Annotated in this window: 31 protein-coding genes; 23 read left to right on the plus strand and 8 right to left on the minus strand. The window is 63.2% G+C overall.

The window, feature by feature from the left end:
- Window positions 1-98: 98 nt before the first annotated feature.
- From rplI to rpsF, 3 genes are read right to left on the minus strand one after another with little or no spacing between them, the layout of a single operon-like run.
- Window positions 99-674, minus strand: a complete 576-nt coding sequence (rplI, locus tag BM131_RS06880; protein ID WP_090187499.1) for a 50S ribosomal protein L9 — start codon at window positions 672-674, stop codon at window positions 99-101.
- Window positions 675-686: 12 nt separating this feature from the next.
- Window positions 687-914, minus strand: a complete 228-nt coding sequence (gene rpsR, locus BM131_RS06885) for a 30S ribosomal protein S18 (protein WP_090187501.1) — start codon at window positions 912-914, stop codon at window positions 687-689.
- Window positions 915-940: 26 nt separating this feature from the next.
- Window positions 941-1,294, minus strand: coding sequence for a 30S ribosomal protein S6 (rpsF, locus tag BM131_RS06890; RefSeq protein WP_090187504.1), 354 nt, complete (start codon window positions 1,292-1,294; stop codon window positions 941-943).
- Between the two features lie 309 nt (window positions 1,295-1,603).
- Here rpsF and BM131_RS06895 point away from each other — a divergent pair, with 309 nt between their 5' ends.
- Together BM131_RS06895 and BM131_RS06900 are read left to right on the plus strand one after the other, a co-directional pair.
- Window positions 1,604-2,185 carry a hypothetical protein gene (locus tag BM131_RS06895; protein WP_090187507.1) on the plus strand — a complete coding sequence of 194 codons (582 nt, stop codon included), beginning with the start codon at window positions 1,604-1,606 and terminating at the stop codon, window positions 2,183-2,185.
- A 161-nt stretch (window positions 2,186-2,346) separates the two neighbouring features.
- Window positions 2,347-2,922: a YceI family protein gene (locus BM131_RS06900; RefSeq protein WP_090187508.1), complete on the plus strand. Its 576-nt coding sequence runs from the start codon at window positions 2,347-2,349 to the stop codon at window positions 2,920-2,922.
- A 111-nt stretch (window positions 2,923-3,033) separates the two neighbouring features.
- Here BM131_RS06900 and arsH read toward each other — a convergent pair whose 3' ends face one another.
- From arsH to BM131_RS06925, 5 genes are all read right to left on the minus strand, one after another.
- Window positions 3,034-3,744: an arsenical resistance protein ArsH gene (gene arsH / locus BM131_RS06905; protein ID WP_090187511.1), complete on the minus strand. Its 711-nt coding sequence runs from the start codon at window positions 3,742-3,744 to the stop codon at window positions 3,034-3,036.
- Entirely contained in the window at window positions 3,737-4,159 is a 423-nt protein-coding gene (gene arsC / locus BM131_RS06910; protein ID WP_090187513.1) for an arsenate reductase (glutaredoxin), read from the minus strand. Before arsC ends, arsH begins: the two co-directional genes overlap by 8 nt.
- Window positions 4,156-5,223: an ACR3 family arsenite efflux transporter gene (arsB, locus tag BM131_RS06915; protein ID WP_090187516.1), complete on the minus strand. Its 1,068-nt coding sequence runs from the start codon at window positions 5,221-5,223 to the stop codon at window positions 4,156-4,158. The genes arsC and arsB overlap by 4 nt, the downstream gene beginning before the upstream one ends.
- Window positions 5,224-5,261: 38 nt before the next feature.
- A complete protein-coding gene (locus BM131_RS06920; RefSeq protein ID WP_090187518.1) occupies window positions 5,262-5,594 on the minus strand; it encodes an ArsR/SmtB family transcription factor in 333 nt (110 codons plus the stop codon).
- 105 nt (window positions 5,595-5,699) lie between these two features.
- A complete protein-coding gene (locus BM131_RS06925) occupies window positions 5,700-6,881 on the minus strand; it encodes a cytochrome b/b6 domain-containing protein (RefSeq protein ID WP_090187521.1) in 1,182 nt (393 codons plus the stop codon).
- A gap of 137 nt (window positions 6,882-7,018) precedes the next feature.
- Here BM131_RS06925 and fabD point away from each other — a divergent pair, with 137 nt between their 5' ends.
- From fabD to BM131_RS07030, 21 genes are all read left to right on the plus strand, one after another.
- Entirely contained in the window at window positions 7,019-7,963 is a 945-nt protein-coding gene (gene fabD, locus BM131_RS06930) for an ACP S-malonyltransferase (RefSeq protein WP_090187524.1), read from the plus strand.
- Entirely contained in the window at window positions 7,963-8,700 is a 738-nt protein-coding gene (fabG, locus tag BM131_RS06935; protein WP_090187527.1) for a 3-oxoacyl-[acyl-carrier-protein] reductase, read from the plus strand. Before fabD ends, fabG begins: the two co-directional genes overlap by 1 nt.
- A 156-nt stretch (window positions 8,701-8,856) precedes the next feature.
- Window positions 8,857-9,090 carry an acyl carrier protein gene (locus BM131_RS06940; RefSeq protein ID WP_090187530.1) on the plus strand — a complete coding sequence of 78 codons (234 nt, stop codon included), beginning with the start codon at window positions 8,857-8,859 and terminating at the stop codon, window positions 9,088-9,090.
- 345 nt (window positions 9,091-9,435) lie between these two features.
- A complete protein-coding gene (gene fabF, locus BM131_RS06945; RefSeq protein ID WP_090187759.1) occupies window positions 9,436-10,698 on the plus strand; it encodes a beta-ketoacyl-ACP synthase II in 1,263 nt (420 codons plus the stop codon).
- The gene (mltG, locus tag BM131_RS06950; RefSeq protein ID WP_090187533.1) at window positions 10,698-11,855 is read left to right on the plus strand and encodes an endolytic transglycosylase MltG; all 1,158 of its coding nucleotides are present in this window, start codon (window positions 10,698-10,700) and stop codon (window positions 11,853-11,855) included. Before fabF ends, mltG begins: the two co-directional genes overlap by 1 nt.
- A gap of 202 nt (window positions 11,856-12,057) precedes the next feature.
- Window positions 12,058-12,438, plus strand: a complete 381-nt coding sequence (locus BM131_RS20490; RefSeq protein ID WP_090187536.1) for a hypothetical protein — start codon at window positions 12,058-12,060, stop codon at window positions 12,436-12,438.
- A complete protein-coding gene (locus BM131_RS06960) occupies window positions 12,332-13,675 on the plus strand; it encodes a DNA-packaging protein (RefSeq protein ID WP_090187539.1) in 1,344 nt (447 codons plus the stop codon). The genes BM131_RS20490 and BM131_RS06960 overlap by 107 nt, the downstream gene beginning before the upstream one ends.
- 110 nt (window positions 13,676-13,785) lie before the next feature.
- The gene (locus BM131_RS06965; RefSeq protein ID WP_090187540.1) at window positions 13,786-14,961 is read left to right on the plus strand and encodes a phage portal protein; all 1,176 of its coding nucleotides are present in this window, start codon (window positions 13,786-13,788) and stop codon (window positions 14,959-14,961) included.
- Entirely contained in the window at window positions 14,961-15,167 is a 207-nt protein-coding gene (locus BM131_RS06970) for a hypothetical protein (protein WP_090187543.1), read from the plus strand. The genes BM131_RS06965 and BM131_RS06970 overlap by 1 nt, the downstream gene beginning before the upstream one ends.
- A gap of 21 nt (window positions 15,168-15,188) precedes the next feature.
- Window positions 15,189-15,731, plus strand: coding sequence for an HK97 family phage prohead protease (locus tag BM131_RS06975; protein WP_090187545.1), 543 nt, complete (start codon window positions 15,189-15,191; stop codon window positions 15,729-15,731).
- 31 nt (window positions 15,732-15,762) lie between these two features.
- On the plus strand, window positions 15,763-16,947 hold the full coding sequence (locus BM131_RS06980) for a phage major capsid protein (protein WP_090187762.1): 1,185 nt from the start codon (window positions 15,763-15,765) through the stop codon (window positions 16,945-16,947).
- 177 nt (window positions 16,948-17,124) lie between these two features.
- The gene (locus tag BM131_RS06985; RefSeq protein ID WP_090187547.1) at window positions 17,125-17,724 is read left to right on the plus strand and encodes a head-tail connector protein; all 600 of its coding nucleotides are present in this window, start codon (window positions 17,125-17,127) and stop codon (window positions 17,722-17,724) included.
- On the plus strand, window positions 17,721-18,059 hold the full coding sequence (locus BM131_RS06990; protein ID WP_090187548.1) for a head-tail adaptor protein: 339 nt from the start codon (window positions 17,721-17,723) through the stop codon (window positions 18,057-18,059). The genes BM131_RS06985 and BM131_RS06990 overlap by 4 nt, the downstream gene beginning before the upstream one ends.
- The gene (locus BM131_RS06995; protein ID WP_090187549.1) at window positions 18,056-18,466 is read left to right on the plus strand and encodes a DUF3168 domain-containing protein; all 411 of its coding nucleotides are present in this window, start codon (window positions 18,056-18,058) and stop codon (window positions 18,464-18,466) included. Before BM131_RS06990 ends, BM131_RS06995 begins: the two co-directional genes overlap by 4 nt.
- 31 nt (window positions 18,467-18,497) lie before the next feature.
- Window positions 18,498-18,914, plus strand: a complete 417-nt coding sequence (locus BM131_RS07000; protein WP_090187552.1) for a phage major tail protein, TP901-1 family — start codon at window positions 18,498-18,500, stop codon at window positions 18,912-18,914.
- Window positions 18,915-19,229, plus strand: a complete 315-nt coding sequence (locus BM131_RS07005; protein ID WP_090187553.1) for a gene transfer agent family protein — start codon at window positions 18,915-18,917, stop codon at window positions 19,227-19,229.
- Complete coding sequence (locus BM131_RS07010) at window positions 19,226-19,432, plus strand: rcc01693 family protein (RefSeq protein ID WP_090187557.1); 207 nt, start codon at window positions 19,226-19,228, stop codon at window positions 19,430-19,432. The genes BM131_RS07005 and BM131_RS07010 overlap by 4 nt, the downstream gene beginning before the upstream one ends.
- On the plus strand, window positions 19,429-20,088 hold the full coding sequence (locus tag BM131_RS07015) for a phage tail tape measure protein (protein WP_090187559.1): 660 nt from the start codon (window positions 19,429-19,431) through the stop codon (window positions 20,086-20,088). The genes BM131_RS07010 and BM131_RS07015 overlap by 4 nt, the downstream gene beginning before the upstream one ends.
- Before the next feature lie 12 nt (window positions 20,089-20,100).
- Entirely contained in the window at window positions 20,101-20,733 is a 633-nt protein-coding gene (locus BM131_RS07020; RefSeq protein WP_090187562.1) for a DUF2460 domain-containing protein, read from the plus strand.
- Window positions 20,730-21,611, plus strand: coding sequence for a DUF2163 domain-containing protein (locus BM131_RS07025; RefSeq protein ID WP_090187565.1), 882 nt, complete (start codon window positions 20,730-20,732; stop codon window positions 21,609-21,611). Before BM131_RS07020 ends, BM131_RS07025 begins: the two co-directional genes overlap by 4 nt.
- A complete protein-coding gene (locus BM131_RS07030; RefSeq protein ID WP_090187567.1) occupies window positions 21,608-22,036 on the plus strand; it encodes an NlpC/P60 family protein in 429 nt (142 codons plus the stop codon). Before BM131_RS07025 ends, BM131_RS07030 begins: the two co-directional genes overlap by 4 nt.
- The last annotated feature ends 2 nt before the right edge of the window (window positions 22,037-22,038 follow it).

Below are 22,038 nucleotides of genomic sequence, written 5' to 3' on the forward strand. Positions count from 1 at the left end.
TTGGGCGGTCTTGGCAAGGGTGCTGGGTCACTAGGGCGTGCCCAACGAAAAAGGCCGCCCTCGAAGGAGCGGCCTTAAACTGTAGCAGGTCGAGTAACTTACTCGTCGTCGTCGTTCCCGGCAGAGCCGAGATCGTCGAACAGTTCCTGAATTTCGAATTCAGCTGCTGCTTCTTCCTCAGCGGCGAGTTCCTGAATGGACTTGCCGGCGGCCTGAAGCTCTGCCTCTTCCTTGGAGCGGGCGACGTTCAGAGTGACCGTTGCCGTGACTTCGGGGTGCAGGTTCAGCGTGACGTCGTGCAGGCCCAGATCCTTGATCGGACCCTGCAGAACGACCTGATTGCGGTCGATCTTGAAGTCGTTTTCAGCAGCGGCATCAGCCACGTCACGTGGTGTGACGGAGCCGTACAGCGAGCCAGCGTCGGACGCAGAACGGATGATGACGAAGGTTGCGCCATCGATCTTGTCTGCTTCAGCCTGAGCGGTCGCACGCGTTTCAGCGTTGCGCGTTTCCAGGGCAGCTTTTTCAGCTTCGAAGCGGGCCAGGTTTGCAGCGTTAACGCGCAGACCTTTGCCTTGTGGCAGCAGGAAGTTACGGGCGTAACCGTCCTTGACGTTCACGACTTCGCCCATTTGGCCAAGCTTGGCCACACGTTCCAGAAGAATGATTTGCATGATGTATGCTCCTTACTTCACGGCGTAGGGCAGCAGGGCCAGGAACCGTGCGCGCTTGATCGCTTGTGCGAGCTTGCGCTGGTTCTTGGAGCCGACGGCTGTGATACGGGCGGGGACGATCTTGCCGCGCTCAGAGATGTAGCGCTGCAGTGTGCGAGTGTCTTTGTAATCGATCGCGGGGGCTTCGTCGCCCTCGAACGGATCGGACTTACGACGACGGAAAAATGGTTTCGTTGCCATGATTTATGGTCCTTTCCTGATCTAAATTAACGGCGCTCGCGACGGGTGTCGCGTTCGTCGCGCTTTTGCATCTGCACGGAAGGCAGTTCGGCGTGTGCGTCGACCTTGATGGTCAGAACGCGCATCACGTCTTCATGCAAGCGCATCAGGCGTTCCATTTCCTGCACGGCAGACGCAGGCGCGTCAGAGCGCAGAAAGGCGTAGTGGCCCTTGCGGTTTTTGTTGATCTTATAGGCCATCGTTTTGACGCCCCAGTATTCACTGTCGACCAGCTTGCCGTCGTTGTCGGCCAGCACAGTGCCAAAGTGTTCGATCAGGGCTTCTGCTTGCGTGTTGGACAAGTCCTGACGCGCAATCATCACATGCTCGTAAAGCGGCATGGCGTTCCTTTTCATATTGTTCGACGCATTTCATAGGACGGGACTAAAGACTTCCGCACCCCGACCACGAGAGACTGCGCAGTGAATAACCATTGCGGAAGTGGGCCGCTTATACACAACGCCGTGGATCGCGCAACCCGCCGCTTGCGCGGGGCGATGATTGGCGTCTGCTGCGGACGGGCGGGAATTAAGGATAGAAAATAGAGCAGAAGGCTAAAACTTAACAAAGCCTTAACGCCGCCATGTTTTCGCCGCGAAGTCGGGGCTTTCTAATAAAACTTGAACCAATAGCAAAGAGAAGGTCCAGCCATGACGGACATGCCAGATACCAGCCGCACCGTTTCAGTCGCGTCGCGCCGCGTAAAACCGGCAGAAATGGTTGTGACAGGCTTTGCACTGCAAGAGGCGTATTGGGGCTACCGCGTCACCCTCGAAGGCGCGCCGCCGCTGCGGCTTGTTATCATGCAGTCCATCGCGATGCTGGGCGGGGCTGCATTGATTGCTGCGTCTGTTGCGTTGATGTTCGCAAGCCGGTCGACGGATTTCGTGTTCATGATCCCAGCGATCATGTTGATTTTGGCCGCCGGCACCACTTTGATGTGGTTCGCGAGCCGGGGCACCATGATCAACATCGAGGTAGATTCGATGGCGGGTGAGGTGCGCGAAGTTGTGCGCAACCGGACAGGGGGGATGTCTGTCATCTCTCGCTACGGGTTTGATTGCGTGGGCAGCGTCTTTATCCAGCGCCCTACCGCTGGCACTGCGACACTGATGCTGCGGTATCGCAATACGGCGCGGACCTTGGCCGTTGCGTCGGGTTCGGAATCTGATCTGGCGCGTCTGCGTGACCGGATGGGCCGCGATCTGATCGTCAGCCGCGACGTTGCTTAATCAGCGGACCTAGAACTTTGCGGCGGGCGGCACTTTAACGTCGCCCGACAAAACGGCGAGGCATCGCCGAACAGGACATGTTCATTCTTGCTGGATTGCTCTGCGACGTCTGTGCCGTCATCTGTTGGTTCAAGTTAACCAACCACCGGAGAGACCAGATTATGAAGATCCTGATGACGTCCGCCGCCGCCATGACCCTGCTGGCCGCACCTGCTTTTGCTGCACCAGAGGCTTATACGCTGGACTCCAGCCACAGCCAGATCGTGTTCGACTATAACCACCTTGGTTTCTCGACCGGGATGGGCATGTTTTCGGGCTTTGAGGGCACGATCCAGTTCGATCAAGAAGATCCTGCCAATTCATCCGTTGAAGTCGCGTTCCCTGTGCGCAGCATGATGACCGGCTGGGAAGCCCGTTTCGAGCACTTCATGTCCGCTGACTTCTTTGGCGCGACCGAAGACGAAATGGTGACGTTCAAGTCCACCGCCATCGAAGTGACCGGCGACAACACCGCATTGATCACCGGCGATCTGACGCTGAACGACGTGACCAAGTCGGTCGTTCTGGACGCCAAGCTGAACCAAGCGGCCGATCACCCGATGGAAGGCAAGCCTTGGGCTGGCTTTGACGCGACCACGACGCTGCTGCGCTCTGACTACAACGTCGGCCAGTTCGCACCCTTCGTCAGCGACGAAGTGAACGTGAAAATCTCGATCGAGGCGATGAAGGCTGAATAAGCCAGATTGCTGCCTGCGGCGCGATGCGTTGCGGGCGGCAGCTAACGGCTAAGATAAAGGATGCGAGGGTGGACAGGCCGCCCTCGCATTTTTTGTTTTTGATAGGGGCGATTAGATCGCCTTTTGATTGACGCGCTTTGACAGTTCTGCGGCGCTTTCTTTGCGTTCGCTATAGCGGTCGACAAGGTATTCTTTGTTGTCGCGGGTCAGCAGTGTGAACTTCATCAACTCCTCCATCACATCGACGATCCGGTCGTAGAAGGGCGACGGCTTCATCCGGCCCGCATCGTCGAATTCCAAGAATGCCTTTGGGGTCGAGGATTGGTTGGGAATTGTCAGAAGGCGCATCCAGCGGCCAAGGATGCGCAGCTGGTTGACGGTGTTGAAGCTTTGGCTGCCGCCGCTGACCTGCATGACGGCCAGTGTCTTGCCCTGCGTGGGCCGCACCCCGCCAAGGGATAGGGGAATCCAGTCGATCTGCGTTTTCATGATGCCCGTCATCGCGCCGTGGCGTTCGGGGGAACACCAGACCATGCCTTCGGACCAAGTGACCAGATCGCGCAGTTCCTGCACCTTGGGATGGCTGGCGTCCGCATCGTCCGGCAGTGGCAGGCCAGAGGGGGAATAGGTGCGCGCCTCTGCGCCCAGCTGGGTCAGGATGCGCGCGGCTTCCTCTGTCACAAGGCGGCTGAATGACCGGTCCCGCAGGGATCCATAGAGCAGCAGGATGCGCGGGGCGTGGGCGCTTTGCGCAGGTGCGGTCAGGCGGTCCGGGGCGGGGGCCTCAAAATGCGCGGCGTCTAGGTTGGGCGTGTCAGTCAAGGCGGTTTCCTTCGGCGTCAATCAGGGGTGTGCCGTCCTCTTTGGTCATCGGGCCGGGGGGCAGGCGGTCGAGCAGGTCCAGCACAGCCTCGCTTGGGCGGCACAGGCGCACGCCTTTGGGCGAGCAGACGATGGGGCGGTTCACCAGAATAGGATGCTGGATCATCGCATCCAGCAGGGCGTCGTCACCGACGGCAGGGTCCAGCAGGCCCAGTTCGGCGGCAGGCGATTTGGATGTGCGCAGAGCGGTGCGCGGTGTCAGGCCCGCTGCTGCAAACAAGGCCAGCAGTTGCGGGCGGGTCCACCCAGTATCGAGGTAGGGGATCACGGTGGGGGTTTGCCCTGCGGCCGTGATGATCGCCAGCACGTTGCGCGACGTGCCGCAGTCTGGATTGTGATGGATGACGATGGTCATGCGGCACCTTTATCTTTGGGAAACCAGTGTTGTGTTTTGTTTGCAAAGGCGACGAGGGACAGCATCACCGGCACTTCGACCAAGACGCCGACAACGGTGGCCAGCGCGGCGCCAGAGCCGAGGCCGAACAGGCTGATCGCGACGGCGACGGCCAGTTCAAAGAAGTTGGATGTGCCGATCAGGGCGCAGGGGGCCGCGACGTTGAACGGGATACCCCAAGCGCGCGCCGCGCCATAGGCGATGAAAAAGATGCCGTAGGACTGGATCAGCAGCGGCACCGCAATCATGGCAATGACGAGGGGGCGATCGAAGATCACCTCTCCTTGAAAGGCGAAGAGGAGCACGACGGTGACGAGTAGGCCGATGATCGAGAAGGGCTGCACGCGAGACTTGAAGGTGGCGACGGCGGCCTCTCCTCCCTTCGCGATCAGGCGCTGCCGCGTCAGGTATCCGGCCAGCAGGGGGAGCATGACGTAAAGACCGACGGACAGCAGCAGGGTGTCCCATGGGACGACAATGTTCGTCGCACCCAGCAGAAAGGCGACGATGGGCGCAAAGGCGAAAACCATGATCACATCGTTTACGCTGACCTGCACCAGCGTATAGGTGGCGTCGCCGCGCGTCAGGTTCGACCAGACGAACACCATCGCCGTGCAAGGGGCCGCGCCCAGCAGGATGACGCCTGCCAGATAGGCCTGCGCGTCATCCGGCGGGATCAGTCCGGCAAAGACGTAGTTAAAGAACAATACGCCCAGCGCGGCCATGGTGAAGGGTTTGATCAGCCAGTTGACCACCAGCGTGACGACCAGCCCCTTGGGTTTGTCGCCCACCTGCCGCAGCGCGCCGAAGTCGACGCCGACCATCATCGGATAGACCATCGCCCAGATCAGCACCGCGACGGGCAGGTTCACCGATGCGATTTCCAGCGACGCGAGGGCGGCAAAGGCGCTGGGAAAGAGGTTGCCCAGCAAAAGACCGGCCCCAATCGCCAGCGCGACCCAGACGGACAGCCAGCGTTCAAAGGTGCCAAGGCCAGCGGCGGCGGGAAGCGGTGTGTCGGTCATGTCGGGCTTTCTGATGTGCAGGGGGCGGGCATCTGCGCCTAGCAGGCGCAGGCGATTTCGTTGATGACGGGTTGGCACAGGTCGGGACGACCGCCGCAGCAATCCTCCATCAAAAAGGCGAGCAGGCCGCGCATCCCGTCCATGTCGGCGAAATAGCGGATGCTGCGCCCTTCGCGGGTGCTGCGGATCATGCCCGCGCGGGCCAGAATGGAGAGGTTTGCGGACATCGTGTTTTGGCGCACCTTAAGGGTGTCGCTGATGTCGCCGGCCGACATGCCCGCGTCCCCCGCCTTGATCAAAAGGCGGAAGACGTCGAGGCGGGTGGCTTGGCTGAGCGCTGCGAAGGCGTCGAGGGCGTTTTCTTTATCCATATATCGAGAGGTATTGATATGATGAATGGCGGTCAAGTGTTATGTGTGCGGCGTGTGACGTGATGCCCGCCGCAGTCAGACTGCGGCGGGTTTTTAGGGCTGGGCTTATTCGGCCCGGGTGGCGGTCAGGGCGATGTCGACGGTGACATCGAAGGCAAGGTTCGTCTCGTCATTCATGCTGTCGCCGATGGCGTAGGTTTGGCGGTTCAGCGTGGTGCTGCCCTGCATGGTGGCGGTGTTGCCATCCAGCGTCAGGGTGAAGGGCAGGGTGACGGGGGCGGCGGTGTCTTTCAGCGTCAGGGTGCCGTCCGCGACGTAGCCGTCCGCCGTTTTGGTGATCGGCGCGGTGAAGGTGGCGGTGGGGAAGGATTCGGCGTTGAAGAAATCCGCGCCCATGGCCTGATCGGTGACAGAGCCGAGGGTAAGCGAGCCGATGGCGATGGTGACCTCGACCTGACCCGCGTCAGTGTCCGCATCGGGATCAAAGGTGATGGCGGCGGTCCAGTCGGCAAAGCTGCCTTGCACGGGCTTGCCGAATTGCGTGACGGTGATGGCAAGGGAGCCGTCTTGAACCGTCCAGTCAGAGGCGACTTGATCCAATGCGGCGGCCTGCGGGGCGTCTTCGGCTGGGCCGTTCAGGGCAAATGCGGTGAGGGCACCGATGGCGACGATCGCGGCGGCCAGCAGGGGGGCAGCGATGGGGGTGCGGTGGTACCCGGCGTCAGGCGCGACGGTTTTGCCAAACCACATCCGGCGGATCGTGGCGTCGCGGTCGATGATGTGATGTTTCAGCGCGCCAGCGATGTGCAGTAGCAGGGCCCCGATCATCACCTTACCAAAGACCCAGTGCAAGCTGTCGAACAGATGTGCGGTCGCATCGGACTTGGATACGAAGGGCAGGGATTGGCCGAACGGCCACCAGATGGGGGCGAAACCTGTTGTGGCGGCATGGCTGATCCAGCCAGTCAGGGGGGTGATGACAAGGGCGGCGTATAGAAGCCAGTGGATCACCTCTGCCAGCAACGTCTCTGCCCGGCGTTCGGGGTGCAGGGGGCCGGGTTTGGGGTGGCTAAGTGCCCAGATGATACGGGCAAGCGCGACAAAGAAGACAGCGACGCCAAGGGTTTTGTGGATCGTGAAAAGCTGCGCCTTTTGGGCGAGCGCCTCGTTGGTGTCATAGGCCATGTCGGACGCGATGATCCCCAGCGGGATGATGGTCAGGATCAAGGCGGCGGTCAGCCAGTGCAGCACCTTCGTCACTGTACCGTAGGTGGTCGGATGGGTCATGGCGCGTCCTTTTGCGAAGTTGCCCCAACGATAGCCTGCGCTGCATTGCGGCACAATTTGCGATGACGCAGGGGCATTGTGCGGCGGCGCGGTGCAGGCTAGACCCATGCCCGACACGCAGCAAAAGGGGCAAATCCATGCGGGCATTCGTATTTCCAGGGCAAGGCGCACAGGCCATCGGTATGGGGCAGGATCTGGCAAACGCCTATCCAGCGGCGCGTGCCGTGTTTGAAGAAGTCGATGACGCGCTGGGTGAAGCGCTGTCGGCGCTGATCTTTGACGGCAATCTGGAAACGCTGACGCTGACCCGCAACGCGCAGCCTGCGCTGATGGCGGCGTCGATGGCCGCGATGCGCGCGCTAGAGGCGGAAGGCATCGCGATCACGGATGCGGATTTCGTCGCGGGCCATTCGCTGGGGGAATATAGTGCCTTGGCCGCCGCTGGTGCGCTGGGGATCGCGGATTGTGCGCGGCTGCTGCGCGTGCGCGGTGATGCGATGCAGCAGGCCGTGCCGCAGGGCGTGGGCGCAATGGCGGCGATCCTTGGCCTGGATGCGGCGACGGTGGCGCAGATTGCAGAGGATGCGGCGCAGGGCGAAGTTTGCCAGCTCGCGAATGAAAACGATCCGGCGCAGAACGTGATCTCTGGCCATGTGGCGGCGGTCGAGCGGGCGGCGGTGCTGGCGAAGGCGGCGGGTGCAAAGCGGGCGTTGATGCTGCCGGTGTCTGCGCCGTTCCACTGCGCCTTGATGCAGCCTGCGGCCGATGTAATGCGTGGCGCGCTGCATGACACGCCGATGCAGGCGCCAGCGGTGCCCTTGGTCGCCAACGTGACCGCGCTGCCCGTGACGGACCCGGATACGATCCGCGCGCAGCTGGTCAGCCAAGTCGCGGGCCGGGTGCGCTGGGCGTCGTCGGTCGAGTGGATGGCGGCGCAGGGCGTCACGTCATTTATTGAAATTGGGGCCGGTAAGGCCCTGTCGGGCATGATCCGGCGCATTGCAAAAGAGGCGGGCACGGCGAATGTCGGCACTGCCGCAGAGGCCGTGGCTGTCGCCGCCGCCATCAAAGGAGAAGCATAATGTTTGATCTGACAGGTAAGACGGCGCTGGTCACTGGCGCATCCGGCGGCATTGGCGGCGCGATTGCGACGGCGCTGCATAATGCGGGGGCCACGGTTGGTCTGTCCGGTACGCGGGTAGAGCCGCTGGAGGCCTTGGCGGCGCAGCTGGGCGACCGTGTGCATGTGCTGCCCTGCAACCTGAGCGATGCAGAGGCTGTCACAGCCCTGCCTAAGCAGGCGATCGAGGCGATGGGGTCCTTGGATATCTTGGTGAACAACGCGGGCATCACCCGCGATAACCTGTTCATGCGGATGTCGGATGATGAATGGTCCAGCGTGCTTGATGTGAACCTGACCAGCACCATGCGTCTGTGCAAAGGCGCGATCCGGGGCATGATGAAGGCGCGTTGGGGCCGGATCATCAACATCTCTTCGGTGGTTGGCGCGACGGGCAACCCCGGTCAGGCAAACTACGCCGCGTCCAAGGCGGGCATGGTCGGCATGAGCAAGTCGATTGCCTATGAGGTCGCCAGCCGCGGTATCACCGTGAACTGCGTCGCCCCCGGTTTCATCGCCACGGCGATGACGGACAAGCTGAACGACGACCAAAAGGGTGCGATTCTGGGGCAGATCCCAGCGGGCCGCATGGGCGAGGCCGAAGAGATTGCGGCTGCTGTGCTTTATCTTTCCAGCAAGGAAGCGGCCTATGTCACAGGTGCGACCTTGCATGTGAATGGCGGAATGGCCATGCTCTGACGCAAGGCCTTTGCGGGGGGCGGGAAAGCGTTTGCGCGCACCCAAATCTCTGCTATAGGCCACGCAGCATCGGACGGGCCCCTTCGGCGGCCAGTTCAACAACCGGGCATTAACCGATAATTGGTGACGGCCCATCTGGAACGTGAGGAATTGTTCATGAGCGAAGTCGAAGACCGCGTACGCAAAATCGTTGTGGAGCACCTTGGTGTTGAAGAGGACAAAGTTGTCGAGAGCGCGTCGTTCATCGACGACCTGGGCGCAGACAGCCTTGACACCGTCGAGCTGGTCATGGCCTTCGAGGAAGAGTTCGGGATCGAGATCCCTGACGACGCCGCCGAGACGATCCAGACTTTCGGCGATGCCGTGAAGTTCATCAAGGGCGCGCAGTAAGCGTATCCCTTTGCCGCTGACCTGAGGGTCGGGGGCTTTGATTTAAAGCGGCCCTTGCGTAAAGCGGGGGCCGTTTTTTGTTGTGCAGTGATGAGGGATCGGACCAGCGGTGCTGGTCCGATCCATTGGGGGCTTTGCCCGCCGCCGGCTGGTTCTTGAACCAGTGGCGCACCAACCGGCGTCCCCCCAAGGTATTTGTGACGAGAAGAAAGGGGGGGGGGAGATGGAGGTGTCGCGCGGCGTTGGCAAGCTTTGGGCGGATCACGCAGGAATGAGGCTCGCCTCTTGCCCATTTGCGCCCTGTCGCGGTATCAGGGCCGGAATTATGTGTTGAGGGGATCAATGATGCGCCGCGTCGTTATAACAGGACTTGGACTTGTCACGCCGCTGGCGGATGGAGTTGAGGAAAGCTGGTCGCGTATTCTGGACGGTCAGTCCGGGGCCGGGACGATCAAGGGTTTCGATACCGAAGGGCTTGTGACGAACTATGCCTGCGAAGTACCGCTGGGTGATGGGACGAACGGCACCTTTAACGGTGACAAGTATATGGAGCCCAAAGAGCAGCGGAAGGTTGATACCTTTATTCTGTTCGGCATGGCGGCGGCGCAGCAGGCTGTGGAAGACAGCGGCTGGATGCCGACAGAGCGCGAAGATCAAGAGCGCACCGGCGTTTTGATCGGGTCCGGTATTGGCGGTTTGAATTCCATCGCCAACACGGCTGTGATGATGGCAGAGAAGGGCCCGCGCCGCGTGTCGCCGTTCTTTGTCCCCGGCGCGTTGATTAACTTGATTTCGGGTCAGGTCAGCATTCGTTACGGTTTCCGCGGGCCGAACCATTCGGTCGTGACGGCCTGTTCCACCGGATCGCATGCGATTGGCGACGCGAGCCGTCTGATCCAGCATGGCGATGCGGATGTGATGATTGCGGGCGGCGCGGAAGCGGCGATTTGCAAGATTGGTATTGCGGGCTTTAACGCCTGCAAGGCGCTTTCGACGAAATACACCGATGATCCTGCCAAGGCGAGCCGGCCTTGGGACAAGACCCGCGACGGCTTTGTCATGGGCGAAGGTGCGGGCATTGTGGTGCTGGAAGAGTACGAGCACGCCAAGGCGCGCGGTGCGAAGATTTATGCGGAAGTCTTGGGTTACGGCCTGTCTGGCGATGCGCATCACATCACCGCGCCCCCCCCGGATCATGAGGGTGCAGAGCGGGCGATGCGGGCGGCCTGCCGCAATGCAGGCATTGAGCCAAGCCAGATCGACTATGTGAACGCGCATGGCACGTCCACGATGGCCGACACCATCGAGCTGGGCGCGGTCGAGCGTCTGGTTGGACCAGAAGCGGCAGCAAAGCTGACGATGTCGTCGACCAAGTCGATGACGGGGCACCTGCTGGGCGCCGCTGGCGCGATCGAGGCGATCTTTGGCGTTTTGGCGATCCGCGATCAGGTCGCGCCGCCGACGATCAACCTTGAGGATCTGGACTGCGAGACGACCGTTGACCTGTGCGCAAACGGCAAGGTTGAACGTAAGATCGACGTGGTATTGTCGAACTCCTTCGGCTTTGGCGGCACGAATGCGACGCTGGTGCTGGGGAAAGTCCGCTAATGTGGCGACATATTGCGGCGAACGGCATTACGTTTCTGATTGTGGCCCTGTTTCTAGGGGCCGGCGTGATCGTCTGGGGCACGCAGTCTTATAAGGCTGCGGGGCCTTTGGCGCAGGGCATTTGTTTGCAGGTCGCGCCGGGGTCGAACATGCGGCTGGTCAGCGCGCAGCTGGAAGATCAGGGGGCTGTCAGCTCTGGTGCGATTTTCCGGATGGGGGCTGATTATACGGATCGGTCTGGAAGCCTGAAAGCGGGTAGCTTTTTGGTGCCCGAAGGCGCGTCGATGGCCGAGATCGTTGATCTGGTGACCAGCAGCGGGCAAAGCACTTGCGGCACCGAAGTGGTGTACCGCGTGGGTGTGCGGCGCAATCTGGTGCAGGTGCGCGAGCTGGATCCGGCGACGAGCAACTATGCCGAAGTGGCAGAGTTCGATCCTGCGGTGGACGAAGCCCCGGCAGAGTATGAGGCAGTCAAGCAAGAGGCTGATACCCGCTATCGTCTGGCTGTGGCCGAGGGCGTGACGAGCTGGCAGATTGCCAATGCGCTGCGCGAGATTGATATTCTGGACGGCGAGATTGCCGAGACGCCAGCAGAGGGTAGCCTTGCGCCCGACAGCTATGAGTTCTTGCCCGGCGGTGACCGGGCGGCGATTATTGCGCGGATGCAGGCGGCGCAGGAGCAGATTTTGGCTGACGCTTGGGCTGCGCGGGCTGACGGGCTGCCTGTGACGACGCCAGAGGAAGCCTTGATCCTGGCGTCCTTGGTCGAAAAAGAGACCGGCGTGCCGACAGAGCGGCGTCAGGTGGCCAGTGTTTTCGTCAACCGGCTGGAGCGCGGCATGCGGTTGCAGACGGACCCGGCGGTGATTTACGGCGTCACCAAGGGCGAAGGCATTCTGGGGCGCGGATTGCGCCGCAGTGAGTTGGATGCGCCGACGCCGTGGAACACTTATGTGATTCCAGCGCTGCCGCCGACCCCGATTGCGAACCCCGGTAAGGCCAGCATCGAGGCTGCGTTGAACCCGGACACCACGGACTTTGTGTTCTTTGTGGCGGATGGCAGCGGCGGTCACGCCTTTGCCGTGACGCTAGACGAGCACAACCGCAACGTTGCGGCGTGGCGCAAGATCGAGGCGGAGCAAGCGAGCGGCAACTAAGCCAGACTGCGCGCGAAAATTGGGGCTGCACGGTTTCTTAACAGGACCGTGCAGCCCTTTTTTGTGGCTCATGCTTTGTTAGGGTTTTTGCCGCAGGCTGGGCGCGAGCTGGAAGACTGATCCCTTTGCGCCTGCCTCCCATCTGATTGGGGCTTGGGACGGACTCTACTGTCACGGAAGCTTTCGGACAGGTTTTAATCATATGACAGAACCGGATGACGCGGCGCCTTTTGGGCGGGCGGAGGCGCTTGCGCGGGTGCGCGAGCTGGCGGGGTTTTATACCGCGCTGAAGGCGACATTTCTTGAACAACTTGGACTGATCGGGGGGCCGGGCGGGCTGCCGTCCAAGGCGCATGCCGTGAAGCTGGCGGAACTACAGGCGACCCATGTTCACCTTTTGAAAGCCGAGGAACAGTTCATTGAGAAATTCGGGCAAGGCACGGACGACGCGGACATCAACCATGACGACATCCGCGATGACATTGGGCGCAGGCTTGATCGCATCCGCGCCGCCCGAACAGAGGGCGGCGTTTTTAGCCGGGCTGAGCGACCGGGAACTGCGGGCCCTGCCGCATCTGTTTGAGTTCTGGGCGATGCCGCACCAGCTGCCGCCGCAGGGTGACTGGCGGTCTTGGGTGATCCTTGGCGGGCGGGGTGCAGGCAAGACGCGGGCGGGCGCGGAATGGGTGCGGTCGATGGTCGAGGGGCCAGTGCCGCGCGCCAAGGGGCGGGCGCGGCGTGTGGGGATCATTGGCGAAACCTATTATCAGGCGCGCGAGGTGATGGTATTCGGCGACAGTGGCATCATGGCCTGCGCGCCCAAGGACCGGCGGCCTGAATGGATCGCGGGGCGCAAGATGCTGCGTTGGCCAAATGGCGCGGTGGCGTTCCTGTATTCGGCGTTTGACCCAGAGGCGCTGCGCGGGCCGCAGTTTGATGCGGTCTGGGCGGACGAGTTGGCGAAGTGGAAGCAGGGGCAGGCGACCTGGGACATGGTGGAGTTTTGTTTGCGGCTGGGGCGTGATCCGCGGGCGTGCATCACGACGACCCCGCGCAATGTGCCGGTGCTGCGCGATATGCTGGAGCGGGGCAGCACGGTGCAGACCCATGCGACGACCTTTGCCAATGCGGCGAACCTTGCGCTGGGGTTCCTAGAGGAGGTGCAGCGGCGCTTTGCCGGGACGCGGCAGGGGCGGCAAGAGCTAGACGGGGTGCTGCTGTCGGATGCGCCGGGGGCGCTGTGGTCGAGCGGGGCACTGGAGGACGCGCTAGTGACGGCGGTGCCCACGCTGGACCGGATCATCGTGGCGGTGGACCCGCCGACGACGGGGCACAAGGGATCGGACGCCTGCGGGATCGTGGTGGCAGGCGCGATCACACAGGGGCCGCCGCAGAACTGGAAAGCCTATGTGCTAGAGGACGCAACGGTGCAGGCGGCATCCCCGCTGGAATGGGCGCGGGCGGCGGTGGCGGCCTTGCGGCGGCATAATGCGGACCGGTTGGTGGCCGAGGTCAATCAGGGCGGCGATATGGTCGAGGCGATTGTGCGGCAGGTCGACCCGCTGGTGCCGTATCGCAAGGTGACGGCGATCAAGGGCAAGGTGGCGCGGGCCGAGCCTGTGGCGGCGCTGTACGAGCAGGGCTGCGTGGCGCATGTGCGGGGGCTGTCCACGCTCGAGGATCAGATGTGTCTGATGACGACGGGCGGCTTTGCGGGGTCAGGGTCGCCTGACCGGGTGGATGCGCTGGTCTGGGCGCTGCACGAGTTGATGATCGGCCCGGCGCAGGGCTGGCACGCGCCGCGTATGCGCAGCCTGTAGGGCGTTGCGCCCCGCCTTTGCCGCGCGGGCGGTGGGGGCGGGGATCGTTCAGATTTGGATGTCAGAACATTTGATATCGAATGACGTGCGGCGGGACCAAGGAGGTGGCGATGTTTGAATTCTTCGGCAAGGGGGCTGGGCGCGCGGAGGCGGTGCCAGAGGTCAAAGCCTCTGCTGCGGGTCCTTTGGTGGCGATTGCCAGCCATGGCCGGGCGGCATGGGGTGCGCGGGATACGGGCACGCTGACGCGGTCCGGGTTTCTGACGAACCCTGTGGGATTTCGCGCGGTGAAGCTGATTGCAGAGGCGGCAGCTGCGCTGCCGCTGGTCGTGCAGGACCGCGTGCAGCGGTATGACACGCATCCGGTGCAGGATCTGCTGGCGCGTCCTAACGGCGCGCAGGGCACGGCAGAGCTGCTGGAGGCGGTTTACGGGCAGCTTTTGCTGAACGGTAACGCCTATCTGGAAGGTGTCGGCGAGGGCGGTCTGCCGGTCGAGATGCATGTGCTGCGGTCGGACCGGATGCGGGTGATCCCTGGCGCGGATGGCTGGCCTGCCGCCTATGAATACACGGTCGGCGGGCGCAAGGCGCGCTTTGACGTCGCGGGGGATGTCAGCCCCGTGTGTCATATCAAGAGCTTTCATCCGCAAGACGACCACTATGGTTTCAGCCCGATGCAGGCGGCAGCGAATGCGGTGGATGTGCATAACGCGGCAAGCGCTTGGTCCAAGGCGCTGCTGGATAATGCGGCACGGCCGTCTGGCGCGATTATCTATCGCGGCGCGGATGGGCAGAGCCAGTTGAGCCACGATCAGTACACGCGTTTGGTGGATGAGATGGAGAGCCAGCATCAAGGCGCGCGCAATGCGGGGCGACCGATGTTGCTGGAAGGGGGCCTTGACTGGAAGCCGATGGGCTTTTCGCCCTCCGATATGGAGTTTCAGAAAACCAAAGAGGCCGCCGCGCGCGAGATCGCGATTGCCTTTGGTGTGCCGCCGATGCTGCTGGGGATCCCGGGGGACGCGACCTACGCCAATTACCAAGAGGCGAACCGGGCGTTTTACCGGCTAACGGTGCTGCCGCTTGCGACGCGGGTGACGAGCGCGATTGCAGACTGGCTGTCCGATTTCAGCGGCGAGCGGCTGGATATTCGCCCCGACCTTGACCAGATCGCGGCGCTGTCGGGCGAGCGTGACAGTCAGTGGCGGCGGGTGTCAGAGGCCAGTTTCCTAAGCGACGCGGAAAAGCGGCGGTTGCTGGGGCTGCCGGCGCAGGAGGTGGAGTGATGCGCGAGAAGATCGTCAAACTGACGGTTGCGCCGCGCAGCGATGCGCCCGTGCGGGGGGATGACCCTTGGAACACGCAGATTGGCGCGCGCCTGTCGGGGATCGAGCGTCTGCTGCGGCGGCTGGAATGGCAGGTCTGGGGCCTTGCTTGCGGGGCGAGCGGTCTGCTGGTGCTGGAAATCTTGCGCCATCTGGCGCGAGTGTAAGAGTGACAGGAGGGATTGAGGATGACGCTAGAGCATAAGTTTTGCGCCCCGGAGACGGTGTTGCAGGTCACGGATGGGACCGAGATTTCGGGCTATGCGTCGCTGTTTGAACAGCGCGATCAGGGGGGCGACCGTGTGGCCAAGGGGGCCTATGCCGCGTCCCTGGCGCAGCTGAAGGCCAAGGGGCGCAGCGTCAAGATGCTGTGGCAGCACGACCCGGCCCAGCCGATTGGCGTGTGGGACGAGGTGCGCGAGGATGCGCGGGGCCTGTGGGTCAAGGGGCGTATCCTGACCGATGTGGCCAAGGGCCGCGAGGCGGCGGCGCTGGTGGCGGCGGGGGCGATTGACGGGCTGTCCATCGGCTATCGCACGCTGCGGGCCACAAAGGACGACAAGGGCGGGCGCCTTTTGTCAGAATTGGAGCTGTGGGAGGTGTCGCTGGTGACCTTCCCCATGCTTCCCGATGCACGGGTTGCGGCCAAGGCCGAGGACCCGGGCGGTGCTGCGCTGCGTGATTTGGCGGCGGTGTTTACCGATGCCGCGGCGGCGCTGCGCCAAGGCTGATCGCAGCCAAACCAACCTCGAGAGGATCATGATGACGACACCCGAGAAAGAGTCTCGGACCGGGGAAGCTTTGTCTTCTCCGGCCGAGGAGCTGCGAACCGCGATCAGCGGTTTTGTGGCTGAATTTAAAGACTTTTCCACCGGCATTTCCGCCACTTTGCAAAAACAGGATGACCGAATGAACAAGCTGGATCGCAAGACGATGATGATGAACCGCCCCGCACTGGCGATGGGCGCTGAGCTGGAGGCACCGCACCAGAAAGCCTTTGCCGCTTATCTGCGCTCTGGCGAGGATGACGGTCTGCGCGGTTTGGCGCTGGAAGGTAAAGGCATGTCGACAGCGGTGTCGGGCGACGGCGGTTATCTGGTGGACCCGCAGACGTCGGACACGATCAAGTCGACGCTGTCCACGACGGCCAGCATCCGCGCGATTGCCAATGTCGTGAATGTGGATGCGACGTCTTATGACGTGCTGGTGGATCACACCGAAATGGGTGCGGGCTGGGCGACCGAGACCGCATCGCAGGACGAAACTGACACGCCCGTCATCGACCGCATCACCATCCCGCTGCACGAGCTGTCGGCGCTGCCCAAGGCAAGCCAGCGTCTGCTGGATGATAGCGCGTTCGATATCGAAGGCTGGCTGGCGCAGCGCATTGCGGACAAGTTTGCCCGTTCTGAAGCGGCTGCCTTTGTGAACGGTGACGGCGTGGATAAGCCCAAGGGCATTCTGTCCTATCCCAGCGTGGATAACGACGTCTGGACCTGGGGCAACATCGGCTATGTGCCGACGGGCGTGAATGGCGAGCTGGGCGAGACCGATGCGATGATCGATCTGGTCTATGCGCTAGGCGCTGAATACCGCGCGGGCGCTGTGTTTGTCATGAACTCTCGCACCGCGGGATCAGTGCGCAAGCTGAAGGACGCGGATGGCCGTTTCCTGTGGTCCGACGGTCTGGCATCGGGGGAGCCTGCGCGTTTGCTGGGCTATCCGGTGCTGATTGCCGAAGACATGCCCGATGCGGGTGATGGCACCACGCCGATTGCCTTTGGTGACTTTGGCGCAGGTTACACTGTGGCCGAACGCCCCGATCTGCGCGTGCTGCGCGATCCGTTCAGCGCCAAGCCGCATGTGCTGTTCTATGCCACCAAGCGCGTTGGCGGTGCCGTCAGTGACTTTGCAGCGATCAAGCTGCTGAAGTTCGCGGTCGCCTGATCGAGGATCTGCGCTGCGGGCCTGGGGAGGCAGCCGCAGCGCAGACGCCGGGTGCGCTGCGCAGGAAGAACACCCCTGCGTTGTCCAGCTGCTTACTTCCGTCAAGCAATGCGGGGTGGCAGCGCACCCGGACCACCGGTCAGACCCAGATGCCACCAAGATTTGCGGAGAATTTCCATGATGTTAGTCGAATTAAGCAGCGCGCCAGCCGCCGCGCTTCCGGTGGCAGGGTTGAAGGACCATCTGCGACTGGGGTCGGGCTTTGCCGATGACGGGTTGCAGGACGAGGTGCTGGAGGCGTTTCTGCGTGCGGCGCTGGCGTCGATCGAGGCGCGCACGGGCAAGGTGCTGCTAGAGCGGGAGTTTCGCTGGAGCGTGACTGCGTGGCGCGAGGTTGATCGCCAGCCGCTGCCGCTGGCTCCGGTCAGCGCGGTCGGGTCTGTGACGCAGATCGACCGCAATGGCACGGCGGTGCCCGCCTCGGCGCAGCGCTATGCGCTGGAGCCGGATATGCAGCGGCCTGCGCTGATCGCGGTGGGGGCGACCTTGCCTTGTGTGCCGCGCGGCGGGCGGGTCGATGTGACCTTGCTGGCAGGCTACGGGCCAGAGTGGTCGGACCTGCCGCCTGATCTGGCGCAGGCGGTCATGCTGCTGGCGGCGCATTTTTACGAATACCGCAGCGATGGTGCGCTGCATGGCGCAAGCATGCCGTTCACCGTGACAGGGCTGATCGAACGTTATCGCACGGTGCGCCTGTTCATGGGGGGGCGGACATGACCTTGCCAGTGCTGAACCGCAAGCTGGTGCTAGAGGCCGCCCAGCGCACGCCTGATCTGGCGGGGGGCTTTGCCACAAGCTGGCAGCCGCTGGGCACGCTGTGGGTCGAGATCAAGGCGGGCAACGGGGCGGCGCGGGGCGCAAATGCGCTGCAGCTAAGCCGGGTGCCGCTGAAGATCACGGTGCGCGCGGCGCAGGCGGGGTCCGATGCGCGGCCCATCGCCGGGCAACGGTTTCGCGAAGGCAGCCGCGTCTATGCGATTTTGGCGGTGACAGAGCAGGACAGCCGCGCGCGGTATCTGGTCTGCCACGCGGCAGAGGAGGTGGCGCGATGAGCTATGCGATGTCTTTGGCGCTGCAGGCGGCGGTCTTTGCCCGGCTGACAGCGGATGCGGCGCTAGGCGATCTGGTGGGCACGGCGGTCTTTGACGCGCTGCCGCCGGGGGATGTGCCGACCCTTTATGTCGCGCTGGGCACCGAGAAGGTGACCGATGCCTCTGACGGCAGCGGCGCGGGCGCGGTGCATGAATTCACGGTGTCGGTGGTGACGGACCGGGCGGGCTTTGCGTCAGCCAAGGGGGCGGCGGCAGCGGTGAGTGATGCGCTGCTGGGAGCGACGCTGCCGCTGAGCCGGGGTCGCGTCATTGGCTTTCGCTTTCACAAGGCCGCAGCGGCGCGGGTGGGCACAGGCGACACCCGCCGCATCGATCTGATTTTCCGGGCGCGCGTGTCGGACGACTGACGCCTAACGTATTCAATCAAGGAGCAATGACATGGCAGCACAAAGTGGCAAGGACCTGTTGGTCAAAGTGGACATGACCGGCGACGGCCTGTTCGAAAGCGCGGCAGGCCTGCGGGCGACGCGGATCAGTTTCAACGCCGAAAGCGTAGATGTCACCAGCCTAGAGAGCGCGGGCGGCTGGCGTGAATTGCTAGCAGGCGCGGGGGTGAAAACAGCGAGCATCTCAGGCTCTGGTATTTTTCGCGATGCCGAGACGGACGAGCGGATGCGTCAGGTGTTCTTTGACGGTGAGACGCCGAAGTTTCAGGTGATCATCCCGTCCTTTGGCACGATCGAGGGGGCGTTTCAGATTACCTCTATCGAATACGCGGGCACGTTCGATGGCGAGGCAACCTATGAGATGTCGCTGACAAGCGCAGGCCAGATCAGCTTTGTCGCGGCGCTGTAGATGGTGAACCCGCTGGCAGGAGAGGTCTGCGTGACCATCGACGGTGTGCCCCATGTCGCCAAGCTGACATTAGGCGCGCTGGCAGAGCTGGAGGCCGCGCTGGCGGCGGGATCGCTGGTCGATCTGGTCGAGCGGTTCGAGGCGGGGCGCTATCGCGGCGCCGATGTGATGGCGCTGTTGGTCGCGGGTTTGCGCGGCGGCGGCTGGCGCGGCACGGCGGCGGATTTGCTAAGCGCGGATTTGGCGGGCGGGCCTGTGGGGGCGGCGCGCGTGGCGGCAGAGCTGCTGGCGCGCGCCTTTACGCCCCCCACATGAGCGCGGGGCTGGATTGGGCCGGGCTGATGCAGGCGGGCCTGCACGGCCTGCGGCTGACGCCGGATCAGTTCTGGCGTCTGACCCCGGCAGAGCTTGCGCTGATGCTGGGGCAGCGGGTGGACCTGCGCCCGCTGAGGCGCAGTGGTTTTGACGCATTGCTGCGGGCGTTTCCGGACGGCCCGCAAAAGGAGCCGGACAGATGAATGAACTTGATCAGATAGACGGGCTGGATGCGAATGCCGCCGCGCTGGAACGCACACTGGGCGACACCGCGGGGATGGCGGCGGCCTTTGATGCGACGTTGCGGGATATGCAGGTGAGCCTAGGAGAGACGACGCGGGATCTGGGCAATCTGGAACGCGGCTTTGCGGGCGGGCTGCGGCGGGCGTTTGACGGTCTGATCTTTGACGGCAAATCCCTATCGGACACGCTGAGCGGTGTGGCGAAATCCATGATCGACACGGCCTATGCGGCGGCGATCAACCCGGTGATGAAGCAGGCGGGCAGTTTGCTATCGGATGGGATCAACGCCGCTGTGTCGGGTGTGATGCCTTTTGCCCAAGGCGCGCCCTTTGCCCAAGGTCGGGTGATGCCCTTTGCCAAGGGGGGCGTGGTCAGTAGCCCCACGACCTTCGGGATGCGCGGCGGCACCGGCCTGATGGGCGAGGCGGGACCAGAGGCGATCATGCCGCTGGCACGCGGCGCGGATGGCCGCCTTGGGGTGCGCGGCGGGGGCGGTTCCAGCGTGAACGTCACCATGCATGTCACCACACCAGACGCGCAAAGTTTTCAACGCAGCCAAGCCCAGATCGCCGCCCAGATGGGGCGCGTACTCGGGCGCGGTCAGCGGAACAGGTAGGGGAACAGGATAATGGCATTTCACGACATACGCTTTCCGGCGAACCTAAGCTTTGGCGCGACCGGCGGGCCAGAGCGCCGCACCGAGATTGTGACGCTGGCCAATGGCTATGAGGAACGGAACACGCCCTGGGCCCATTCGCGCCGCCGCTTTGATGCGGGGGTGGGGCTGCGGTCCTTGGACGATATCGCCCAGATGACCGCGTTCTTTGAAGCGCGCGAGGGGCAGTTGCACGGGTTTCGCTGGAAGGACTGGGGCGATTACAAATCCTGCGCCCCGTCCAAGACGCCGGCCTATGGCGATCAGCTGATTGCGATGGGGGACGATGTGACCCGCGTGATCCAACTGGTGAAGCGATACGTGAGCGGAGAGCAGACCTATGCCCGCCCGATCGCCAAACCTGTTGCCGGGACTGTGCGGATTGCTGTGGGCGGGGACGAGGTGCAAGAGGGCATCGATTTTACCGTGGATACCGCCACGGGGCTGGTGACCTTTGCCGATGCGCCGGATGCGGGGGCAGAGGTCACGGCGGGCTTTGAGTTCGATGTGCCGGTGCGGTTCGACACCGACCGGATCGAAACCTCTGTGTCCAGCTTTCAGGCGGGGCAAGCGCCCAGCGTGCCGGTGGTCGAGGTGCGGGTATGAGCGAGGCGGGATTATTCGCGCATTTGGGCACAGGCGCGAGCCATGTGTGCCAATGTTGGTCGATCACGCGGGATGACGGCGTGACCTTTGGCTTTACCGACCACGACCAGCCGCTTGCGTTCGATGGGATCACCTTTCTGGCGGATAGCGGGCTCAGCGCGCGGGCGCTGGCGGCAAGCTCTGGCCTTGCGGTGGATAATTCCGAGGCGGTGGGGCTGCTGCAAGCGGATGTCATCACAGCGGAGGATATTCGCGCTGGGCGCTATGACGGGGCCGAAGTGCGCAATTGGCTGGTGCGCTGGGATGACGTGAGCGCGCGGCAGTTGCGGTTTCGCGGGCAGGTGGGCGAGATTACCCATCACGCGGGGCAGTTTCAGGTGGAATTGCGCGGGCTGACGGATCTGCTGAACCAACCCACAGGGCGCACGTTTTTGCGCACCTGTGATGCGGTGCTGGGGGATGCGGCCTGCGGTGTGAATACGCAAGACGCCGCCTTTGCCGTAACGCTGGGGGTGCAGTCGCTGACCGATCAGCGTGCCTTTGTGGTCGCAAGCGCGGGATATACCGACCGTTGGTTCGAACAAGGACACTTCGAGGTGCTGACAGGGGCTGCCAAGGGGCTGAAGGCTGGCATCAAGGTGGACCGGATCAAGGGGAGCCTGCGCGAGATCGTGTTGTGGCAGGCGCTGCGGGCGGACGTCGCTGTGGGGGATACAGTACGGCTGGTCGCGGGGTGTGACCGCCGGGCGGACACCTGCCGCGCGAAATTCGCCAACCTTGTGAACTTTCGCGGCTTTCCCGATATGCCAACCGACGACTGGCTGATGAGCGTGCCGCGTAGCGATGATACCGGTGACGGCGGGAGCCTTTGGCGATGAGCGCCGTTGTGGCCGAGGCCCGGCGCTGGATCGGCACGCCTTATGTGCACCAAGCGTCCAGCTTTCAGGCGGGATGCGATTGTCTGGGGCTGATCCGCGGTGTCTGGCGGCACCTGTATGGGGCCGAGCCGGAGCGGTTGCCGAACTATACACTCGATTGGGCAGAGCCACAGGGCGAGGAAGTGCTGTGGCACGCGGCCCGGCGGCATCTGCGGCCCGCACAGGGCGATACACTGGTGCCGGGGCAGGTGCTGCTGTTTCGCATGCGGCAGGGCGCTGTGGCCAAGCATCTGGGCATCGTGTCAGCTGCAGGGGCCGCGCCCGCCTTTATCCATGCATACACCCGCCACGGCGTGGTGGAGAGCCCGCTGCCGGACCCTTGGGTACGGCGGATCGTGGCACGTTTCGAATTTCAGGAAGGATAACA

It is taken from the genome of Loktanella salsilacus, assembly GCF_900114485.1.
Classification (GTDB): Bacteria; Pseudomonadota; Alphaproteobacteria; order Rhodobacterales; family Rhodobacteraceae; genus Loktanella; species Loktanella salsilacus.

What these genes read in the sequence shown, in the direction of transcription:
- rplI (WP_090187499.1), bottom strand. Translation starts at nt 674, where the DNA reads ATGCAAATCATTCTTCTGGAACGTGTGGCCAAGCTTGGCCAAATGGGC.
- rpsR (WP_090187501.1), bottom strand. Translation starts at nt 914, where the DNA reads ATGGCAACGAAACCATTTTTCCGTCGTCGTAAGTCCGATCCGTTCGAG.
- rpsF (WP_090187504.1), bottom strand. Translation starts at nt 1,294, where the DNA reads ATGCCGCTTTACGAGCATGTGATGATTGCGCGTCAGGACTTGTCCAAC.
- BM131_RS06895 (WP_090187507.1), top strand. Translation starts at nt 1,604, where the DNA reads ATGACGGACATGCCAGATACCAGCCGCACCGTTTCAGTCGCGTCGCGC.
- BM131_RS06900 (WP_090187508.1), top strand. Translation starts at nt 2,347, where the DNA reads ATGAAGATCCTGATGACGTCCGCCGCCGCCATGACCCTGCTGGCCGCA.
- arsC (WP_090187513.1), bottom strand. Translation starts at nt 4,159, where the DNA reads ATGACCATCGTCATCCATCACAATCCAGACTGCGGCACGTCGCGCAAC.
- arsB (WP_090187516.1), bottom strand. Translation starts at nt 5,223, where the DNA reads ATGACCGACACACCGCTTCCCGCCGCCGCTGGCCTTGGCACCTTTGAA.
- BM131_RS06920 (WP_090187518.1), bottom strand. Translation starts at nt 5,594, where the DNA reads ATGGATAAAGAAAACGCCCTCGACGCCTTCGCAGCGCTCAGCCAAGCC.
- BM131_RS06925 (WP_090187521.1), bottom strand. Translation starts at nt 6,881, where the DNA reads ATGACCCATCCGACCACCTACGGTACAGTGACGAAGGTGCTGCACTGG.
- fabD (WP_090187524.1), top strand. Translation starts at nt 7,019, where the DNA reads ATGCGGGCATTCGTATTTCCAGGGCAAGGCGCACAGGCCATCGGTATG.
- fabG (WP_090187527.1), top strand. Translation starts at nt 7,963, where the DNA reads ATGTTTGATCTGACAGGTAAGACGGCGCTGGTCACTGGCGCATCCGGC.
- BM131_RS06940 (WP_090187530.1), top strand. Translation starts at nt 8,857, where the DNA reads ATGAGCGAAGTCGAAGACCGCGTACGCAAAATCGTTGTGGAGCACCTT.
- fabF (WP_090187759.1), top strand. Translation starts at nt 9,436, where the DNA reads ATGCGCCGCGTCGTTATAACAGGACTTGGACTTGTCACGCCGCTGGCG.
- mltG (WP_090187533.1), top strand. Translation starts at nt 10,698, where the DNA reads ATGTGGCGACATATTGCGGCGAACGGCATTACGTTTCTGATTGTGGCC.
- BM131_RS20490 (WP_090187536.1), top strand. Translation starts at nt 12,058, where the DNA reads ATGACAGAACCGGATGACGCGGCGCCTTTTGGGCGGGCGGAGGCGCTT.
- BM131_RS06960 (WP_090187539.1), top strand. Translation starts at nt 12,332, where the DNA reads ATGACATTGGGCGCAGGCTTGATCGCATCCGCGCCGCCCGAACAGAGG.
- BM131_RS06965 (WP_090187540.1), top strand. Translation starts at nt 13,786, where the DNA reads ATGTTTGAATTCTTCGGCAAGGGGGCTGGGCGCGCGGAGGCGGTGCCA.
- BM131_RS06970 (WP_090187543.1), top strand. Translation starts at nt 14,961, where the DNA reads ATGCGCGAGAAGATCGTCAAACTGACGGTTGCGCCGCGCAGCGATGCG.
- BM131_RS06975 (WP_090187545.1), top strand. Translation starts at nt 15,189, where the DNA reads ATGACGCTAGAGCATAAGTTTTGCGCCCCGGAGACGGTGTTGCAGGTC.
- BM131_RS06980 (WP_090187762.1), top strand. Translation starts at nt 15,763, where the DNA reads ATGACGACACCCGAGAAAGAGTCTCGGACCGGGGAAGCTTTGTCTTCT.
- BM131_RS06985 (WP_090187547.1), top strand. Translation starts at nt 17,125, where the DNA reads ATGATGTTAGTCGAATTAAGCAGCGCGCCAGCCGCCGCGCTTCCGGTG.
- BM131_RS06990 (WP_090187548.1), top strand. Translation starts at nt 17,721, where the DNA reads ATGACCTTGCCAGTGCTGAACCGCAAGCTGGTGCTAGAGGCCGCCCAG.
- BM131_RS06995 (WP_090187549.1), top strand. Translation starts at nt 18,056, where the DNA reads ATGAGCTATGCGATGTCTTTGGCGCTGCAGGCGGCGGTCTTTGCCCGG.
- BM131_RS07000 (WP_090187552.1), top strand. Translation starts at nt 18,498, where the DNA reads ATGGCAGCACAAAGTGGCAAGGACCTGTTGGTCAAAGTGGACATGACC.
- BM131_RS07005 (WP_090187553.1), top strand. Translation starts at nt 18,915, where the DNA reads ATGGTGAACCCGCTGGCAGGAGAGGTCTGCGTGACCATCGACGGTGTG.
- BM131_RS07010 (WP_090187557.1), top strand. Translation starts at nt 19,226, where the DNA reads ATGAGCGCGGGGCTGGATTGGGCCGGGCTGATGCAGGCGGGCCTGCAC.
- BM131_RS07015 (WP_090187559.1), top strand. Translation starts at nt 19,429, where the DNA reads ATGAATGAACTTGATCAGATAGACGGGCTGGATGCGAATGCCGCCGCG.
- BM131_RS07020 (WP_090187562.1), top strand. Translation starts at nt 20,101, where the DNA reads ATGGCATTTCACGACATACGCTTTCCGGCGAACCTAAGCTTTGGCGCG.
- BM131_RS07025 (WP_090187565.1), top strand. Translation starts at nt 20,730, where the DNA reads ATGAGCGAGGCGGGATTATTCGCGCATTTGGGCACAGGCGCGAGCCAT.
- BM131_RS07030 (WP_090187567.1), top strand. Translation starts at nt 21,608, where the DNA reads ATGAGCGCCGTTGTGGCCGAGGCCCGGCGCTGGATCGGCACGCCTTAT.